General features: G+C 37.7%; 16 protein-coding genes. 10 read left to right on the plus strand and 6 right to left on the minus strand.

The features are described from left to right. Window positions 1-40: 40 nt before the first annotated feature. The gene (locus AC1M87_RS10745) at window positions 41-1,099 is read right to left on the minus strand and encodes a type II asparaginase (RefSeq protein WP_481593678.1); all 1,059 of its coding nucleotides are present in this window, start codon (window positions 1,097-1,099) and stop codon (window positions 41-43) included. Window positions 1,100-1,285: 186 nt separating this feature from the next. Further along, window positions 1,286-2,521 (minus strand): pyridoxal phosphate-dependent aminotransferase, encoded by a 1,236-nt coding sequence (locus AC1M87_RS10750; RefSeq protein ID WP_481593679.1) that lies wholly within the window; start codon window positions 2,519-2,521, stop codon window positions 1,286-1,288. 151 nt (window positions 2,522-2,672) lie between these two features. Here AC1M87_RS10750 and msrB point away from each other — a divergent pair, with 151 nt between their 5' ends. Next, entirely contained in the window at window positions 2,673-3,092 is a 420-nt protein-coding gene (msrB, locus tag AC1M87_RS10755) for a peptide-methionine (R)-S-oxide reductase MsrB (RefSeq protein ID WP_035266138.1), read from the plus strand. Further along, entirely contained in the window at window positions 3,089-3,571 is a 483-nt protein-coding gene (locus AC1M87_RS10760; protein ID WP_035266096.1) for a glutathione peroxidase, read from the plus strand. Before msrB ends, AC1M87_RS10760 begins: the two co-directional genes overlap by 4 nt. Before the next feature lie 35 nt (window positions 3,572-3,606). Here AC1M87_RS10760 and AC1M87_RS10765 read toward each other — a convergent pair whose 3' ends face one another. Then, on the minus strand, window positions 3,607-5,127 hold the full coding sequence (locus AC1M87_RS10765) for a flavin-containing monooxygenase (protein WP_481593680.1): 1,521 nt from the start codon (window positions 5,125-5,127) through the stop codon (window positions 3,607-3,609). Between the two features lie 155 nt (window positions 5,128-5,282). On the opposite strand from AC1M87_RS10765, the gene AC1M87_RS10770 reads away from it, so the two are divergent. The 5 genes from AC1M87_RS10770 (at window position 5,283) to AC1M87_RS10790 (ending at window position 12,318) form a co-directional block, all read left to right on the plus strand. Next, window positions 5,283-6,293 (plus strand): AraC family transcriptional regulator, encoded by a 1,011-nt coding sequence (locus AC1M87_RS10770; protein WP_092767763.1) that lies wholly within the window; start codon window positions 5,283-5,285, stop codon window positions 6,291-6,293. A 100-nt stretch (window positions 6,294-6,393) separates the two neighbouring features. Continuing rightward, window positions 6,394-7,536, plus strand: a complete 1,143-nt coding sequence (gene zapE, locus AC1M87_RS10775; protein ID WP_092767765.1) for a cell division protein ZapE — start codon at window positions 6,394-6,396, stop codon at window positions 7,534-7,536. Window positions 7,537-7,890: 354 nt separating this feature from the next. Then, on the plus strand, window positions 7,891-10,053 hold the full coding sequence (locus AC1M87_RS10780; RefSeq protein ID WP_481593681.1) for a malate synthase G: 2,163 nt from the start codon (window positions 7,891-7,893) through the stop codon (window positions 10,051-10,053). 91 nt (window positions 10,054-10,144) lie between these two features. Further along, a complete protein-coding gene (locus AC1M87_RS10785; RefSeq protein WP_481593682.1) occupies window positions 10,145-11,593 on the plus strand; it encodes an aldehyde dehydrogenase family protein in 1,449 nt (482 codons plus the stop codon). A gap of 59 nt (window positions 11,594-11,652) precedes the next feature. Next, on the plus strand, window positions 11,653-12,318 hold the full coding sequence (locus AC1M87_RS10790) for an SOS response-associated peptidase (RefSeq protein ID WP_481587649.1): 666 nt from the start codon (window positions 11,653-11,655) through the stop codon (window positions 12,316-12,318). A gap of 17 nt (window positions 12,319-12,335) precedes the next feature. Here the strand turns inward: AC1M87_RS10790 and AC1M87_RS10795 are convergent, their stop codons facing one another. Continuing rightward, the gene (locus tag AC1M87_RS10795) at window positions 12,336-12,800 is read right to left on the minus strand and encodes a MarR family winged helix-turn-helix transcriptional regulator (protein WP_035266085.1); all 465 of its coding nucleotides are present in this window, start codon (window positions 12,798-12,800) and stop codon (window positions 12,336-12,338) included. A gap of 556 nt (window positions 12,801-13,356) precedes the next feature. Here AC1M87_RS10795 and AC1M87_RS10800 point away from each other — a divergent pair. Further along, window positions 13,357-14,889, plus strand: coding sequence for a TerC family protein (locus AC1M87_RS10800; RefSeq protein WP_481593683.1), 1,533 nt, complete (start codon window positions 13,357-13,359; stop codon window positions 14,887-14,889). 144 nt (window positions 14,890-15,033) lie between these two features. Beyond that, window positions 15,034-15,489: a hypothetical protein gene (locus tag AC1M87_RS10805; RefSeq protein WP_416224324.1), complete on the plus strand. Its 456-nt coding sequence runs from the start codon at window positions 15,034-15,036 to the stop codon at window positions 15,487-15,489. A gap of 91 nt (window positions 15,490-15,580) precedes the next feature. Here the strand turns inward: AC1M87_RS10805 and AC1M87_RS10810 are convergent, their stop codons facing one another. Together AC1M87_RS10810 and brnQ are read right to left on the minus strand one after the other, a co-directional pair. Next, the gene (locus AC1M87_RS10810; protein ID WP_035266079.1) at window positions 15,581-15,832 is read right to left on the minus strand and encodes a hypothetical protein; all 252 of its coding nucleotides are present in this window, start codon (window positions 15,830-15,832) and stop codon (window positions 15,581-15,583) included. A 420-nt stretch (window positions 15,833-16,252) separates the two neighbouring features. After that, window positions 16,253-17,545: a branched-chain amino acid transport system II carrier protein gene (gene brnQ / locus AC1M87_RS10815; protein ID WP_481593684.1), complete on the minus strand. Its 1,293-nt coding sequence runs from the start codon at window positions 17,543-17,545 to the stop codon at window positions 16,253-16,255. A 344-nt stretch (window positions 17,546-17,889) separates the two neighbouring features. On the opposite strand from brnQ, the gene map reads away from it, so the two are divergent. After that, window positions 17,890-18,684 (plus strand): type I methionyl aminopeptidase, encoded by a 795-nt coding sequence (gene map / locus AC1M87_RS10820; protein ID WP_481593685.1) that lies wholly within the window; start codon window positions 17,890-17,892, stop codon window positions 18,682-18,684. Window positions 18,685-18,690: the final 6 nt, after the last annotated feature.

Raw genomic sequence — 18,690 nt, forward strand, 5'->3', positions numbered from 1 at the left:
AAGTGCCATTCGGCACTTTTTTATAACATGAAAATTTGGCTCAATATTCCCAGAACATGCGTTGAATTTCTTTTGCATCTTTGGTTTTGGTTAAAGCAAGTGCGGTTAATATTTTAGCTTTTTGAGGGTTGAAGTCATGTGCAACCACCCAACCATATTTGTCATCTGGCTGTTCGGCATTGCGGAGAACAAATCCTTGTGGCACTCGTGAAGAACGTACGATTTGCACACCACTTTGCTGAAGTTGATTCAGCGTGGGAACAATATTTTTCGCGACTGAGCCGTTTCCTGTACCTGCGTGGACAATGGCTTTAACCCCAGCCTTGGCATACGCTTGATAAGCATCAGGAATCATGTTGCCAGAACCATATACAATTTGAACTAATGGGAGTGCATCACCCTTAATGTTCTCAATATTGAATTCTGACCGTTGATTAAATCGCTTAACTGAACTTCGGAACCAATAAGGTTTAGATTCTACCAACGTCCCTAAAGCTCCCCATTGGCTTACAAATGCATTGGTATGAATATTAATGCCTTTAGTCACATCTCGAGCTGCAAAAATACTATCGTTCATAAGGACGAACACCCCCTTATTTTTTGCACTCGGGTCTGCTGCCAGAGCAACTGCACTATATAAATTTAATGGGCCATCCGCAGATAAAGCCGTCGATGGGCGCATTGAGCCGACAACAACAATAGGTTTTTCCGTTTGTACGACTAAATTAAGAAAGAAAGCGGTTTCTTCTAAGGTGTCTGTGCCATGTGTAATCACAACACCATTTACATCTGACTTTTTAACCAAATCATTGACTTGGCGGGCAAGGGAAAGTAATTCTTTGTCCGTAATACTTTCAGAAGCAACTTGCATTGCTTGTACGCCGCTCACATTGGCTAAATCTTTAATTTGAGGGACGGCATTCAGTAAGTCATCCACTGGAACTTTTGCGGCAGTGTAAGTGGCGCTGTTGGTTGAGCTCGCACCAGCACCAGCAATCGTTCCCCCAGTTGCAACGACGACAACGTTATTTTTAGCAAAGCTCGTTAGGGGTAATAACAAGCCAATCGATAGAGTCAGTGCGGTTAGCGTCTTTTTCATCTTTTTTCCTAAATGTTTTTTATAGTATTGTGCATGGATAATGCTTAATCACGATAAAGGAAAAGAAGGGTGCTTGTATATAATCAAAATGAAATTAATATCATGAAATAATCAAAATATTAAATATAAAACCCCCAGATTGAAATCTGGGGGTTTTAAATACATCATTCACATAAAACGACTGAATTAACGCATTTTCGCCAAGAATCTTCCTAAACGGTTAATCGCTTCACGTAATTCATTTTCGGCAGGTAAGAACACCACACGGAAATGATCAGGGGTAGGCCAGTTGAATCCTGTACCTTGAACCAATAAAACTTTTTCTGCTTTGAGGAAGTCAAGCATAAACTGTTCATCATCCTGAATCGGATAAATTTCAGGATCAAGTTTAGGGAAACAATACATTGCACCTTCAGGTTTAACGCAGCTTACACCTGGGATTTCATTCAACATTTGCCAAGCAATATTGCGTTGCTCATACAAACGACCACCTGGACGAATTAAATCGTTGATAGACTGGTAGCCACCCAATGCAGTTTGAATAGCGTATTGAGCTTGATGGTTAGCACACAGGCGCATTGACGCGAGCATATCTAGACCTTCAATATAATCTGCCGCACGAGTCTTATCACCCGTAATTGCCATCCAGCCTGAACGGTATCCAGCAATTCGATAGGATTTAGATAATCCGTTAAATGAAATACACAGTTGATTACCCGCAAGGGCTGCGACCGATACATGTTCGATTCCATCGTAAACGATCTTATCGTAGATCTCATCAGCAAATAAAATCAGGTCATATTTTTTTGCAAGAGCGACAATTTTTTCTAAGACATGGCGTGGATAAACAGCACCCGTTGGATTGTTCGGATTGATAATCACAATCCCACGAGTATTAGGCGTAATTTTGTTTTCCATATCCTGAATATCAGGATACCAATTATCTTCTTCATTACATTTATAATGAATTGCTGTACCACCAGAAAGATTAACGGCAGCAGTCCATAATGGATAATCTGGCATTGGTACCAGCATTTCATCGCCGTCATCTAACAGGCCTTGCATAGCCATTACAATCAGCTCAGAAACACCATTCCCAATATACACGTCATTGACATGCATATTGAAAATACCTTTTTGTTGATAATACTGACAAACCGCTTTGCGGGCAGGGAAAATCCCTTTTGAGTCTGTATAGCCGATTGCATTTGGTAAGTTCAACGCAACATCATTGATAATTTCTTGAGGTGCTTCAAAACCGAAGGGCGCTGGGTTGCCGATATTGAGTTTAATTATCTTATGTCCGGCTTCTTCCATTTCGTTGGCGGCGCGTAACACAGGTCCACGAATGTCATAGCATACATGCTCGAGCTTAGACGATTTCTTAATTTCGCGTGGAGTAGTGTTACCTAAAACGGACATATTCCCATCCAATTATTTTTGAGTGAATAAAAATAGATTACTAAATATCACAATCTATGTAGAAATTTAGCTAGAAATTTTTCAAGCTCTAGCGTAAATATGAAGGTACTGAAGCATGACATTGAATGTCAAAGATTTAAAGGAGTTAATCATGGGAAAACTCAATAAAACAGACCGAGAATGGCAAAGAGAGTTATCACCAGAGGAGTATCGCATTACCCGTCAAAAGGGAACTGAGCCTGCTTTCACAGGGCGATATTGGAATACCAAACAAGAAGGAACTTATGTTTGTCGTTGCTGTGGCGAACCTTTATTTACTTCAGAAACCAAATATGACAGTGGTTGTGGATGGCCTAGTTTTTATCGTCCAATCAACCAAACAGTCATTGAAGAACATGACGATCACTCACATGGCATGATTCGTACTGAGATTGTTTGTCATCATTGTGACGCACATCTAGGTCATGTTTTTGAGGATGGACCTGAACCTACAGGTCTTCGTTATTGTGTAAACTCAGCTTCATTAGAATTAAAAACCCAAGAAAAAAATGATGAGGAAACCTATCCATGACCAATATTTATCAATTTGAGGCAGAATTGCTAGAAGGGGAAAATAAGCAATTTTCGGACTATGAAGGTAAAGTGCTATTGATAGTCAACACAGCCAGCAAATGTGGATTTACGCCACAATTTGCAGGGTTGGAAGCGCTGTATGAAAAGTATAAAGATCAAGGTTTTGAGGTATTAGGATTTCCGTGCAATCAATTTGGTGGGCAAGATCCGGGTACGCACGAAGAAATTGGTAGTTTTTGCCAGAGAAATTACGGTGTATCCTTTCCGATGTTCGCTAAAGTGGATGTAAAAGGTCCTGAAGCCCATGTGATTTTTCGGTATCTCACCAACAACAGCAAAGGCATTTTAGGAAGTGGAATTAAGTGGAACTTTACCAAATTTTTGATTGGAAAAGATGGCAAAGTGCTTAATCGATATGCACCTACAACTAAACCAGAAAGCATTGAAGATGATATTCAAAAAGCGCTGGCTCAGTAAAAAAATCAGCTCAATTGAGCTGATTTTTTTTTCATTTAATTTAAGAAACGATAATCGGCTAGATTTGCATTTTTGGTTTCTAGCCAATACTTCCATGTATAACTCGGCCAAAGTGAAAAATTCTTTCCGCCTTCTTGCTGATACCAACTCACACAGCCAGATTGCCAAACTGTGCCTGCAAATTTTTCTTGGATTTTACGGTTGAATTCTTCTTGAACTCCATCTTTGACCACAATTGCTTTAGTCTTGGATTTTTCGACAGCTTCAATCAATTGTAGAATATAATTCACTTGAGATTCGATCATAAAAATTACAGAGTTATGACCTAAAACAGTATTCGGGCCTAAAAGTTGAAAGAGATTTGGAAATCCTTTGGTAGAAATTCCATAGTAGCTTTCAGCACCCTCTTTCCATGCTTCTTTCAACTCAATACCATTTTCGCCATAACATTTAAAATCTTTTAAATAAATTCGTGGATCTGTAATAAAACCAGTACCGTAAATTAAGCAATCTATTTCTCGTACTTGACCATCTTTGGTAACAATCGCATTTTCAGTAATTTCTTGAATGCTGTCCGTCACGAGCTCTACATTCTTGCGATTAAATGTTGGGAAATATCGATTTGATACCAAAATTCTTTTACACCCCATGGTGTAATCTGGTGTCAGTTTTTTTGCTATTTCTTTATCTTTGACTTGGAAGCGAATGAAAGCTTCTGCAAGTTTTTGACCCAGTCGCATCATTTGAGGTTTTACAATCGGAACTACGCGTGATTCGTTAGACCAATATAAGCGTGCTCGATGCAATTTTCTAAACCAGTCGTATTGGGCAAATAGTTTTTTGTCTAAAGCATTATAAGCTCGTTCATCGCGCGGTATTACCCATGCAGCCGTTCTTTGAAACACGTATAACTGTTTGGTTTTTGGTGCAATCTCAGGAATATATTGAATTGCACTTCCACCTGTGCCGATACTGGCTACACGTTTACCATTCAGGTCATAAGCATGATTCCAAGACGAGGAGTGGAATACTTCGCCTTTAAATTTTTCGATTCCTTTAATATTTGGAATTTGAGGAATATGCAATGGACCAGAGGCAAAAATAAGGAATTGACTGTGTAGAGCACTTTGATTCTTGATGGAGATTTCCCACGTATGAGCTTGCTCATCGAAGCGTGTCGAAATGACTTCGGTATCAAATTGAATAAATTTTTTTAAATCATATTCTTGAATAAGATCTTGAATATATTGGAAAATTTCAGGTGCTTCAGCATATCGTTTTGTCCAATCAGATTTGGGGGCAAAAGATAACGAATACATATGAGACTGCACATCACATGCAGCACCCGGATATTGATTTTCGCGCCAAGTACCACCTACATCTGTAGCTTTTTCAAGAATAACAAAATCTTTGATACCGCGTTTAAGAAGTTGAATCGCTGTGGCTAATCCTCCAAATCCGGCGCCGATAATCGCAATTTTAGTATTTTTCTTGATGAATTGCGTTTTAGTTAAGTCGACTGAATTCGTATCTAGCTGATCTGATGTAACTTCCATTTTAATACTCGTTCATATTATTTGAAGCTATCATAAGCAGTCTGGACTAAAACTGACATGATTTCATTGACATTTAATATTGATATTTTCGGCAATATTATTTCCCTTTTTTTTAGGGTAAAACATATGCAACTTTAATTTTAAAATTCTGTTTTATGAAAAGGTCGATTCTCGGTTTGTTGTATCTCATACAGGGTATGCGACAGGTCGGAATAAATGTGGACGAAAGATTGGAAGCTGTAGGTTTAAAGGTGGATGCCTTAGATCCGAGTTCAACGATTCAACCTGAATTAGAACAAATCATTCAAAGAATTATTGCTAAAGGGGTTAACCCGCTGCTCGGTTTAGATGTCGGTCAACATTATGCGCTCGCAGGCTATGGTCCGCTTCTCATGCTGTTGGTCACAAGCCCGAATGTCGGTGCGGCTCTCACAAATGGAATACGCTATCAAGCGCTTACCCATTTATCGGGTAGACTTACATTAGAGCAGACGAGTGTCTATGCGGCTTTATGTTATGAGCCTCTCAATTTACAAAGTGAAGTTGATGAGTTCAGGGCTCAATGTGAAATTTCAGGTACGGTTAAATTCGTGCAAGATATCTACAAAATGATAGGATTGCCTTTTCCTGAAGTGCAGATTGAATTGCCGTTTTCACGACCGAAAGAATCCATTTTTTTGAACAAGTATTTGAATTATTTCGGTGCGCAAGTTCGGTTTGAACATGATAAATTTCGACTGATTTTTGATGCAGAAATTTTAGAATTGAAGTTGCCTTCAGCTGATCAAATCACATTTAATGTCCACCAACAAAGATGTAATGCTGAGATCGAAAGATTAAATGCGCAACAATTGAATCAACACCAGTTGATTCAAAGAATTCACGATTATTTGGATTTACAAACGGGGCAGATTCCAACAATGGCAGAAACTGCTCAAGCTTTGAATATTCCAGAGCGTACTTTGCGACATCAGCTTAACCAATTGAATACAAGCTATAAGCAAATACGGGAGCAACTCATTCGAGAGAAAGCGCTTCGATTAATTGAGTACAAAGAGTATTCGATCGAAGTAATAGCTGAAATGCTTGGATATTCAGAACCTGCAGCATTTAACCATGCTTTTAAAAGATGGTTTGGACAAAGTCCACGACAGTATGGAAAATGACCTCAGCATGTATGCTCAAATAGTATATGCCAAAGTGTTATTTATCATTTTTTTAAATATTCGTTATACTTCCGACGGCCTAAAAAAGTAATCAATATCTATGTTCCATTCTCATTCTTCGCAAAATAGTTTAAGTCACACTCCGCAATCACCTGCAGAACGTTATGCTCACGCAATTTCGTCAGGACAATTTATGCCTGATGATGCTCAAGCTCAAGCTGTACATGAACTTAATCGTGTTTGGGAAGAACTGATCTTACGATATAAAGCTTCTAAAAAAGCGTTTCGACGTTTTCGCCGTCAAACAGCCCCTAAGGGTGTTTATATGTGGGGTGGTGTTGGGCGTGGAAAAACTTGGTTGATGGACCAGTTTTATGATGCGATACCATTCCGTCGCAAGACGCGTATGCATTTCCATCATTTTATGCAATATGTGCATAAAGAGTTAAATAAAAATTCAGGACAGCAAAATCCACTCGACATCGTTGCTGATCAAATTTACAAAGATGCGGTTGTGATCTGTTTTGATGAATTCTTTGTATCAAATGTCACGGATGCGATGATTTTAAGTGATTTATTCCAAAAGCTATTTGTACGTGGAATTACACTTGTTGCAACATCAAACATTGCACCAGATGGTTTATACAAGAACGGCATACATCGCGACCGCTTTATTCCAACGATTGAAATGGTAAAAAAGAACTGTGTCATTTTGAATGTGGATGCAGGTGTTGACTATCGTTTGCGTGTACTGAAACAAGCGCAATTGTTCAAATCACCTTTAAGCCATGATAATCAGGTATGGATGGCACAACGTTTTTCAGCATTAACCAGTGCTCAAAATGTGAGTGAAGAACCGATTATCATTAATGGACGTAATGTCGATACGATTGGTCATACTGAAGATGTATTGTGGTGTGAGTTTTCTGAACTCTGTATGAAGCCACGAAGTCCTGCGGACTTTATCGAAATTGCGAACACTTATAACACTGTCCTAGTCAGTAATGTTCCCGATCTGAATGATTATTTATCAGAAGGAACACGCCGATTCATTTATTTAGTCGACGAGTTCTATGATCGTGGTGTTAAATTATTACTGACCTCACATGCCAGTATCATTGATATATATAGTGGCGAAAAATTAGCGTTTGAAATCGAACGTACACGTTCACGTTTACTTGAAATGCAATCAGATGACTATTTACAATCTGCGCATCGACAAATTGATAAGCCCGCTGAATAAATGTGAGAATTCACAAATGAACCCAAACAGATGATGTTTGGGTTTTTTTATTTAGAGTGGAATAAATTTGAAATCGTTCCTTAAAAGCGTAGAGAAAATAGACATATTGGTTTAAATTAAATCAGATTTGATGGAAATTGGCACTTAAGTCTAATTTCTACCTTTATAAAACTTTATACACTGTAATTAGATTGTTGAATTAAAACGACTCAATAAGTAATAGATCAAAAGTCTCATCTGATTGGTGTCTATAATAAATGATCACTATTTAGCAATGTGATATTACTATTCAGCAATTTATAAATGGGTATACTAGATTCTCTTGTATAAAAAGTAGCAATATCAGGAAAGACAATGACTGCACGTATTCAGAAAGGCAAGTTAGCGATTGCTAAAGAACTCTACGATTTCATCGAAAATGAAGCACTACCAGGTTCTGGTTTAGACAGTGAAACTTACTGGAAAAACTTTGAACAAGTCGTTGTTGATCTTAGCCCAAAAAATAAAGCACTCTTGGCTAAGCGTGATGACATTCAAGCGAAAATTGATGAATGGCACCGCAATAATAAATTTGAATTAGGAGCTTACAAAGCTTTCCTGACAGAAATTGGCTACTTATTACCAGAAGTAGAAGATTTTCAAATTACAACTGAAAATGTAGATGAAGAAATCGCACTATTGGCGGGTGCACAATTGGTTGTGCCTGTACGTAATGCACGTTACTGCTTGAACGCTGCAAATGCTCGTTGGGGCTCTTTATATGACGCATTGTATGGTTTCGATGTCATCTCGGAAGAAGGCGGTGCGGAAAAAGGTAAGGGGTATAACCCTGTTCGTGGCGAAAAAGTTATCGCTTTTGCTAAAAATTTCTTAAATGAAACTTTCCCTTTAGCAAATGGATCACATGCGGATGCTACGAAATACGCTGTTGAAGCAAAAAAATTAGTGGTAACGCTTAAAGATGGCAGCACAACGAATTTGGCTAAAGAAGCTCAATTTGTAGGTTTTAATGGTGAAGAGTCTGCGCCGACAGAAATCGTTTTATTAAATAATGGTTTGCATGTCATCATTGAAATCGATGCGACAAGCCCAATTGGTCAAACAGATGCTGCTGGCGTAAAAGATCTTGTTTTAGAATCTGCGGTAACAACGATCCAAGATTTGGAAGACTCAATTGCTGCGGTTGATGCTGAAGAAAAAGTTGAAGGCTACCGTAACTGGTTAGGTTTGATGAAGGGTACTTTGGAAGAGAAAATCGAGAAAAATGGTAAAACCATTACTCGTGCTTTAAACAAAGACCGTACCCACAAAAATCTGATCGGTGGCGAAACAACTTTACACGGTCGTTCATTGATGCTTCTTCGTAACGTTGGTCATTTGATGACGAACCCGGCGATCCTAGTGGATGGTCAAGAAATCTATGAAGGTATCATGGATGCATTGATCACACCGTTATTAACGTTTGCTGACATCAAAGGTCAAAATGAAATCAAGAACTCTCGTAAAGGTTCTATGTATATCGTTAAGCCTAAGATGCATGGCCCTGAAGAAGTTGCATTTGCAGTTGAACTATTTGAGCGTGCAGAACAAGCTCTAGGTTTGCCAGCAAAAACGCTTAAAATCGGGATCATGGATGAAGAGCGCCGTACTTCTGTAAACTTGAAAAACTGTATTGCTCAAGCGAAAGATCGTACCATCTTCATTAACACAGGATTCATGGACCGTACAGGTGACGAAATCCATACCTTTATGGAAGCAGGTCCATTCGTTCGTAAGGGTGAAGTTAAATCTCAAATTTGGTTCCCTGCATATGAAAACCGTAACGTGATGGTTGGTTTACAAGCAGGCTTACGTGGCAAAGCACAAATTGGTAAAGGCATGTGGCCTAAACCAGATATGCTTTTAGATATGTATAAAACCAAAATTGAGCATCCTGAAGCTGGTGCGAGCTGTGCTTGGGTTCCATCACCATCTGGTGCTGTAATTCATGCGATTCACTATCACCAATGTAATGTTTCAGCGCGTCAACAAGAGTTGTTAAAAACTGAAGCATTACCTTTAGATGATTTATTAACTCCACCATTAGAGACTGATACGAATTGGACTGATGAAGAGAAAACCAAAGAGTTAGAAAATAACCTTCAGGGTATTCTTGGTTATGTTGTTCGTTGGGTTGATTTGGGTGTTGGTTGTTCTAAAGTTCCAGACATCAACAACGTTGGTTTGATGGAAGACCGTGCAACTTTACGTATTTCATCTCAACACGTTGCTAACTGGTTACGTCACGGTATCGTGACTAAAGAGCAAGTTGAAGAAGTAATGCAACGTATGGCTAAAATTGTAGATGAGCAAAATGCGAACGATCCAGCGTACACACCAATGGCGCCTGGGTTTGACGGTTATGCTTACCAAGCAGCATATGATTTAGTGTTTAAAGGTGCTGAACAACCATCAGGTTATACAGAACCATTACTTCATGCTTACCGCTTGAAGCTTAAAGGTTACACTGGTGACTAATTAAAATAAAAAAGCCTCTCCGGAGGCTTTTTTTACGATTGTGTAAAATAGTTGACCATTGGGTAAAAAGTGGCATGTAGAGGGACATAAAATGACGCAATATTCAAATTTAAATCAACAGTTTATTAACGGTTCTTGGTTAAAAGGCTCTTCAGAGCATGTCATACAAAATTTAAATCCATTTGATTTAAAAGAAATACACCAAATTCAAGCGGCGAATCAGTCTGATGTTGATCTCGCTTTTTCTGCAGCACAACAAGCATTTGATCTTGGCTTAATTACCTCTGCTGTAGATCGCAAGAAAATCATTCAGAAGCTGCATGACATTATACAATTACGTAAAGATGAAATTATAGATTGGCTGATTACCGAGTCTGGAAGTACGCGTCTCAAGGCAAATATTGAAGTGGGTGCTGCGCTTGGTATTATCTCAGAATCATTCACTTTTCCTGATCAAATCCAAACTGTTCAGCTAGAAAGTAAAGATCCTGCGAGAAAAAGTTTTTATCAACGCAAAGCGTTGGGTGTTATTGCTGTCATTAGCCCTTGGAATTTTCCATTTCATTTGTCAATGCGATCGGTTGTTTGCGCAATCGCATGTGGAAATACAGTGGTACTCAAACCTGCGAGTGATACACCTGTTACAGGTGGAACATTATTAGGGAAATTGTTTGAAGAGGCGGGTGTGCCCGCTGGTGTACTGAATGTCATTGTGGGTAGTAGTAGTGAAATAGGGGATTATTTTGTCGAGCATCCTATTCCGAAGATGATTTCATTCACTGGCTCTACAGAAGTAGGAAAAAATGTTGGTGCTAAAGCGATGGCGAGCTCTAGAATCAAACGACTTGCTTTAGAGCTTGGGGGGAATGCGCCATTATTAATTCTCAAAGATGCAGATTTAGATTTGGCAGTCGATTTGACGATCAAGGGGCGTTTCCTTCACCAAGGCCAAATCTGTATGAGCACTAATCGTGTCATCGTAGATCAATCAATTCACAATGAATATGTTAAAAAGCTTTTAAACAAAGTAAAAGATATTCCTGTGGGTGATCCTAATCTTGATGAGACGCTCATAGGGCCTATTATCAATAATACACAAGTGAAGCAGCATCAACGAATTATTGATCAGGCTCAAATAGAAGGTGCTAAGTTGGTCTATGCTGGGGGTATTGAGAATAATTTGGTTTCACCTCATGTGTTTATCGATGTGTTGCCGACATATGCAATTGCTCAAGAGGAGAGCTTCGGACCAATTCTGCCGATCGTCAGAGCAGATGATGAGGCACATGCAATTCAAATCGCCAATGACACACCGTTTGGTTTATCTGGTGCTGTATGTACATCTGATATTGAGCGCGGAGTAGAAATCGCTTCAAAACTCGATTTTGGAATGACACATATTAATGGTATAAGTGTCGCGGACCATGCTAATGCACCATTCGGTGGAGAAAAGAACTCTGGATTAGGGCGCTTTAATGGGCATTGGATTATGGATGAATTCACGCGTACACACTGGATGACAGTACCAATATCATCATAATGAACTGAATTGGATCGGCTATAATAGCCTAAGTTTTTTATAGTATTGAAAATTATGCTATGTGTGCCAACTTTAAGCCAATACAAGCCCATCAAATCCAAGCATTAGAACTTCCACATATTCCATTTGAATATGTGGAAGAGGTTTATCCAAGCTACGAAACCCCGTTGTTATTTAAATCTGATCATAGCTACGAGTGGAGGTTAGTTAATTTTGGTTTTATACCAAAATGGGCAACTGATACAGAAATAGCGAAGAAAACCTATAATGCACGCAATGAAACATTAAGCGAAAAAAGAAGTTTTCAAGAAGCATTTGAAAAATGTAAATTTGGTGTAATTCCAGTCACTGAGTTTTATGAAGCAAAATATATTAATGGACGACCGCAACGATGGGGTGTGAGAAGAAAAGATGGTCAGGCATTTTTTATCGCAGCGTTGTATGAAATCACGAAAATTGATCAAATTATTTATCGTTCAGCAACGATGATTACCATGGATGCTATTCATCACGAAATGATGAAGGATTTTCATGAGCCTGGAGATGTTAAACGGTCAGTAATTATTATTCCGCACTATAAATTAGATCAGTGGCTGAGTTTAAAATCCCCCGACATTCAGAACTTTGTAGAGGGCTTTCCAGTAGAGGAATTTGAATGTTTTTATTGTCCAAAACCACGGCAGAACAATACAGCCCAACTCAATATGTTTGATGATGGGCTTTAATCTAAAGTTTAGGGAAATTAGTGCGCTAAATTTTTGAAAATATGCTTTAAGCTTTCCATTAGTTTTTCAATTTGAAGTGGGGTTAATCCCTCAAATGTTTGTTCAAGAACCACACTCATCAGGTCATTAATTTTTTTTGTCATTTCTAAACCTTTTGGTGTTAGTACCACACGCGTAATACGGGCATCGTTTTCACACGAGTAAGTGTCAACCATTCCTTCATCTTTTAAACGGTAAACGATTTTTGTAGTCGTCGACATTTTTGACACAATCATGTCAGAGAGTTCTGAAACACTTGCATCTGGTTTAGTAGACAATGCGACAAGCAAACGTCGACGAGAATTATCAACGCCATACTTTTTGAGCACATGGTCAACATTCAGTACATACTGAGAATGGACTTGAGTGATCCAATAGAATGGAAAATTTTCGAGTTCAAAATTTTCAGATGAAGGTAAAAATTTTGCATATTTTTTTGACATCGCTACGTCCTTGTCAGTGTAACTTAATTGTTTTTATTAATTTAAATATTACATGAAGCATAACCTATATTAAAAGAACTATGTTCAAATAATCAACTTATGTTCAAGCGCTTACCTTAAATCAGACAAAAGGTATGACACCTATTGACTTCAGTTTTATAAAACATATTTCAATGATCTGTAAATATCTTTATGTGTATCAAAACAGAAGATTCGAAAAATACAGCTATTCTGATCTTCATGATTATATCTTTATGTCAATTCCACGCTGACCAAATTCTATTGAAAAATAGAGGAACTATAACTTGGCACTGATATTTTTTTTTGTGTCGAAAATGTCAAAGACTATTCAAGGATGGCAATTAGGACCAAAGATATGATCTAAATTTACATAAAAAATTGTTTTGAACATAAAAAAAGTAATTACAAAATAAAATTCTTATGCATAATAGTTTCATCATTTCTGAAAAGGTAACTTTATATATGGACCCGTCGCCGTGTTGGCCTAATTTAGCTTCTTACATTATCTTAAATAATAAGAACCAGGAGATCTAATATGGAATTTTTATTGGATCCTGGCATTTGGATAGGGTTAATTACCCTTATCATTCTTGAAATCGTTTTAGGTATTGATAACTTAGTATTTATTGCGATACTTGCAGAAAAACTTCCTCCAGAACAACGTGATAAAGCCCGTGTAATCGGTTTATCCCTCGCATTATTAATGCGTCTAGGTCTACTTTTTGCGATCTCGTGGTTAGTGACTTTAACTCAACCATTGATTGAAATTTTTGGAAAAACATTCTCAGGTCGGGATTTGATATTACTGTTTGGTGGTCTATTCCTTGTGTATAAGGCTGTCAATGAACTCCATGAAAAAATGGAGGGTAAACCCGAGATTAAAACGAATAACAATGTCGTATACGCTGGTTTTGCTGCAGTTGTGGCTCAGATCGTCGTGCTTGATGCGGTATTTTCACTCGACTCAGTGATCACTGCGATTGGTATGGTGGATAATATTTACGTGATGATGGCTGCGATGATTGTGGCTATGGTTGTCATGTTAATTGCATCAAAACCGTTAACTACGTTTGTTAACCGTCATCCTACGGTGGTTATCCTTTGTTTAAGTTTCTTGTTATTGATCGGTGTAAGTCTAATCGCTGAAGGTTTTGGATTCCATATCCCTAAAGGTTATATTTATTCAGGTATTGGTGTTGCAATTCTAATTGAAGCATTCAATCAATTTTCGAATCGTAATCTTGAAAAAAATCAAGCGAAGATCCCGTTACGTCATCGAACTGCAGATTCAATTTTGAAATTGATGGGCAGTAAATTGGATGCCGATATTGCAACATCCAAAGAAGTTGAAGAAATTCAACAAGCTTTTGGTGATGAAGAGCGTTATATGGTTGGTGGTGTGCTATCACTTGCTGAACGTTCAGTTGCTTCAATTATGACACCTCGAAATCAAATTTCTTGGGTTAATATTGAGGACGATGCTGAAGCAATTCGTGAACAGGTATTAGCTGTACCTCATAGTCTTTTCCCAGTTTGTCGTGGACAATTGGATAAAGTCATCACGATTGTACGTGCAAAAGAATTGATTGATGCATTAGATGATCCAGATCAACTAAAAGATTTGATGAAACGTGTCCGTCCTATTTTCATTTATGAAAAAATGAAAGTGATTGATGCAATTAATACATTAAGAACTTCTAAAGGTTCATTGGTACTTGTTACAAATGAATATGGCAATATTCAAGGCTTAATCTCACCATTAGATGTTTTTGAAGCAATTGCTGGTGAATTCCCAGATGCTGATGAACAGCTTGAATTGGTTAAAATCGATGATACCACTTGGAAGGCGTCTGGTATGTTAGATTTATATCAATTAGAGCTGGCGCTCGATATATTAGATTTAGATCTGGTGCAAGAAGACTCAGGTTACTTTAGTGTTGCAGGACTGATTTTAGATAAAACGAGTGGGGCGGTTGACGTTGGTATGTTGATTGAACACCAAGGGGTTAATTTCGAAATTCTAGAAATGGAAGATAATCGAATTAAAACCGTTAAAATCACGCTTTAAACTCTAATAAAAAAGCTCCTTATTGGAGCTTTTTTTTGCTTAAATTTCTATATAAGGTATGGAGTTAGCGAAGTCGTAGTATGAAATATGAGATAAGATGCTAAACATATTGTAATCTGTTTTATAGCGAAGGAATGTCAGATCATGATCGATCAAATGGAATTATCGGTAAGACTTGCTATTTTTTTTAGTGGTATTTTTTTATTGACCGGTATGCTTACTGGTGTATGGAAGTATGTGCAAATCAGCTTATCTAAACAAGCTCGAGCACATTATTATGTTGATATTGCGCATAGGAGTAGTTTGCTATATGCACCTGCAACGTTAATTCTAGCGGTTATGGCATATTTTTCAGCGTTGAATGAATCGACAAATTTGCTCTTTATTTTGATTAATATTTTCTTTTTTGCATTTTCAATTTTAAGTTATATTTTGCATGGCTTATTGAAAGATACGACAAATCAGTTCAAAGAACCACATCAATTAGGGCGTATTGAATTACCAAAATTGCTCATGAGAGGTGCGATGGTACTATTGGTTGTAGGTGAGGTTGGGGCGACCTTAGGTTTGCTTTATGGTTTATATGTTGGGTTATTCTAATAAGTAGAGCAGAATTGAAAAACTTGTTATTTTGATAGAGTGCTTTAAATGATGACATTGACTTTAAGATGGATGCTTTGGCATCCATCTCTTAGTCTAAATGTGCTTCTTGATCAGAAAGCTTTTGAGTACGATATTTCGTGTCAATAAAGGCCCACACGTAAAATGCTAGCGTCGCAGCAAGTGCATAAGCAAAATATTCAAGCTTCAACGTGCCTTGAATTGTACCTTGCACAACAAGTGTCAGCATGAGAGCAAACATTGTGCTTAAAAAAACGACAGCATTGTTGTTCGCTTTAAGAGTATTAATGAAGACTTGCTTGTTGAAATGTAATGATAACATCTCCATCCCTCCTGATAATTCATGACAAATCTGAATGATTTAGTCGACTTTGTTTACATACTTGTACAGGGGATTGAAGAATAAAGCAAGTTTTTAACACTCTATTATGTAAATAAATTATGACATTAATATGACAAAAGTCGAAATATTTGAAATTAAGATACTACGTGAGCTAAGTGCTAGAATTATTTCGATAAATCGTGATGAGATGAATAGAGTTTCTTGTAATTCTTTAATCTATTTACTTTTTAGCATCTTGCAAAACAAATAAATAGTAGCAAAAGTCATTCCAAATCTGACTGATGAGGTCAAAGTTAAGGTGGGTAAGCAATAATAGTCTGTTGGATAAACGAGACAATTATTGATTACAGAACAAATACGGCTTGGGTAAAACAATATTTATTGATAAATCACCTGAATTTACTTCTTCAGTCTATCCAGTATGTAGACAATGACAAATACAACTAAAGAAGGAATCAACCATGCTAAATTTTGTTCAGCCAATGGTAGATTGTTCATAAATGCTGGCAAGAAATGATCTAATTCTGCAACCTTAAGTCCATCAATAATACCGAATATGAAAGCAACCGCTGTAACAGGCGCAATGACGCGTGGAGCGGAATTAAAGAACTTCCACATAAATCCCATCATGATCACCACAATCGCTGGTGGGTAGATTGCACTCAATACAGGTACAGAGAAGGCGATTAACTTGGTTAAACCTAAGTTGGAAATGACAAATGAGAAACCAACAAGAATGAAAACCCATTTTTTGTAAGTAATCTTCGTGATTTGTGAGAAATATTCTGCACATGCACAAGTCAAACCAATTGCCGTAACCATGCATGCGATAAAAATCATCGCCCCTAGAAAATATGAGCCAAAGTCACCAAAGGCATGCTGAACATAGCCATGGAGAATAATGGCACCATTTGCAGCGTTAGGTGCAGCCTCGTGACTACTCAGTCCAAGTTTAAATAGGCTAATGTAAACCAGTGTAAGGCCAATACCTGAAATTAAACTTGCGATCACTGCATATTTGGTAATTAACTTTTGATCATTTACACCACGTGAACGTATCGCATTAATAATGACAATACCAAATACTAAAGCTCCTAAAGTGTCCATGGTTAAATAACCATTAACAAATCCTTCTGAAACAGGACTATTGATATAGTTTCCAATAGGTGCAGGGATATAATCTGCAGAAACTAAAAAGGCACTACCACCTAAAATGATCAAAGAGAGAATTTTGAGTGGAGATAAAACATAGCCGACAGTATCCAAAATTTTATTCGGATAAAGTGAGATTAACGTTACAAATGCAAAATAAATTGCACTGTAGATCAACAAGGTCGATGAAGACGTTCCAAAATAACTCGAAAAACCAATTTCAAAAGAAACTGTAGCTGTCCGAGGTGTCGCGAAAAGTGGTCCAACAGCAAGATAGCATGCTACGGTTAAGATTAAACTTGCAATCGTACCCAGTGGAGAGCTTAAAAGTTGAATAGAGCCTTCAACACGCGATAGCGCAATGATCGTGATAACAGGAAGGCCAACAGCAGTAATTAAGAAGCCAAAAGCAGCTAACCAAACATGTTCACCCGCTTGTTGAGCAACAATAGGTGGGAAGATAATATTGCCTGCACCGATAAATAGTGCAAAGGTCATAAAACCTAAGGCAATAATGTCCCGTGTACGCAAATTGGTCATAAGGGAGATCGGTTCAAGAAAAAAGAAAGCGATTTTAGAGCAAATGTCAGTAAATAGGGAGGGCGGTCATCCATCGAATGGAATAGTAAAAAAGCAAGAAGCGAATAATTTTATTGGATGGGAAATTATGAGTTAAATTAAGTCTATGTATTTATAAAACTAATAAAATAAATTTATTTATTGAATTGAAATTAAGCAGAGCATAGATCTTGATTCGCAAAATAAAATAATGTACTGAATGGTTAAATAATAGTCGAAAATGATTAAGTTACAGATAGTCTATAGCGTTTGTGATCGACAAATGAAAGTCCTATAATGAATCCTGAATTAAAAAGGGGTTCATCATGAAGGCAATAGCTGTCACCATTAAAACTGAACAAGATATTGAAAAACTAAGAATATCGGGTCGGCTTGCGGCACAAGTGCTTGCAATGATTGGTGATTATGTGAAGCCAGGTGTGAGTACTGAGTATCTTGATGATATCTGTAATGATTACATCGTCAATACACTCAAGGTGACGCCAGCAAATGTGGGTTATTACGGATATACAAAAACAACCTGTATTTCGAAAAATGAAGTTGTATGTCATGGTATCCCTGCTTCCAATATTATCTTAGAGGATGGAGACATCATTAATATTGATGTTGCAATCATCAAGGATGGTTATTTTGGTGATACCAGTCGAATGTACTATGTAGGTACAATTAAACCTGAAGCAAAAAAATTAGTCGATACGACTTATGAAGCGATGCTTGCAGGTATTAAAACGGTTAAACCTGGCGCGACACTAGGTGACGTGGGTCATGCTATTCAACAAGTTGCGCAACGCGAAGGTTTTACGATTGTACGTGAATATTGTGGTCACGGTATTGGAAAAACCTACCATGAGCAACCGAATGTATTGCATTACGGACAGCCTGGTCAGGGATTAGTATTAAGAAAAGGAATGGTGTTTACCATTGAGCCTATGGTGAATGCAGGCAAAGCCAAAGTTAAAGAATTAAAAGACGGATGGACAGTAGTTACAGCAGATAAATCTTGGTCTGCACAATGGGAACATATGGTTGCTGTGACTGATGAAGGATATGAATTATTGACACCTTGGCCTGAAGGTACGGGTGAATATCCTGTGATTTAATTCCCA

It is taken from the genome of Acinetobacter sp. 24-47-62 (assembly GCF_056779765.1).

What these genes read in the sequence shown, in the direction of transcription:
- msrB (WP_035266138.1), top strand. Translation starts at nt 2,673, where the DNA reads ATGGGAAAACTCAATAAAACAGACCGAGAATGGCAAAGAGAGTTATCA.
- AC1M87_RS10760 (WP_035266096.1), top strand. Translation starts at nt 3,089, where the DNA reads ATGACCAATATTTATCAATTTGAGGCAGAATTGCTAGAAGGGGAAAAT.
- AC1M87_RS10795 (WP_035266085.1), bottom strand. Translation starts at nt 12,800, where the DNA reads ATGTCAAAAAAATATGCAAAATTTTTACCTTCATCTGAAAATTTTGAA.
- AC1M87_RS10810 (WP_035266079.1), bottom strand. Translation starts at nt 15,832, where the DNA reads ATGTTATCATTACATTTCAACAAGCAAGTCTTCATTAATACTCTTAAA.
- AC1M87_RS10780 (WP_481593681.1), top strand. Translation starts at nt 7,891, where the DNA reads ATGACTGCACGTATTCAGAAAGGCAAGTTAGCGATTGCTAAAGAACTC.
- AC1M87_RS10800 (WP_481593683.1), top strand. Translation starts at nt 13,357, where the DNA reads ATGGAATTTTTATTGGATCCTGGCATTTGGATAGGGTTAATTACCCTT.
- AC1M87_RS10750 (WP_481593679.1), bottom strand. Translation starts at nt 2,521, where the DNA reads ATGTCCGTTTTAGGTAACACTACTCCACGCGAAATTAAGAAATCGTCT.
- map (WP_481593685.1), top strand. Translation starts at nt 17,890, where the DNA reads ATGAAGGCAATAGCTGTCACCATTAAAACTGAACAAGATATTGAAAAA.
- brnQ (WP_481593684.1), bottom strand. Translation starts at nt 17,545, where the DNA reads ATGACCAATTTGCGTACACGGGACATTATTGCCTTAGGTTTTATGACC.
- AC1M87_RS10805 (WP_416224324.1), top strand. Translation starts at nt 15,034, where the DNA reads ATGATCGATCAAATGGAATTATCGGTAAGACTTGCTATTTTTTTTAGT.
- AC1M87_RS10770 (WP_092767763.1), top strand. Translation starts at nt 5,283, where the DNA reads ATGAAAAGGTCGATTCTCGGTTTGTTGTATCTCATACAGGGTATGCGA.
- zapE (WP_092767765.1), top strand. Translation starts at nt 6,394, where the DNA reads ATGTTCCATTCTCATTCTTCGCAAAATAGTTTAAGTCACACTCCGCAA.
- AC1M87_RS10745 (WP_481593678.1), bottom strand. Translation starts at nt 1,099, where the DNA reads ATGAAAAAGACGCTAACCGCACTGACTCTATCGATTGGCTTGTTATTA.
- AC1M87_RS10785 (WP_481593682.1), top strand. Translation starts at nt 10,145, where the DNA reads ATGACGCAATATTCAAATTTAAATCAACAGTTTATTAACGGTTCTTGG.
- AC1M87_RS10790 (WP_481587649.1), top strand. Translation starts at nt 11,653, where the DNA reads ATGTGTGCCAACTTTAAGCCAATACAAGCCCATCAAATCCAAGCATTA.
- AC1M87_RS10765 (WP_481593680.1), bottom strand. Translation starts at nt 5,127, where the DNA reads ATGGAAGTTACATCAGATCAGCTAGATACGAATTCAGTCGACTTAACT.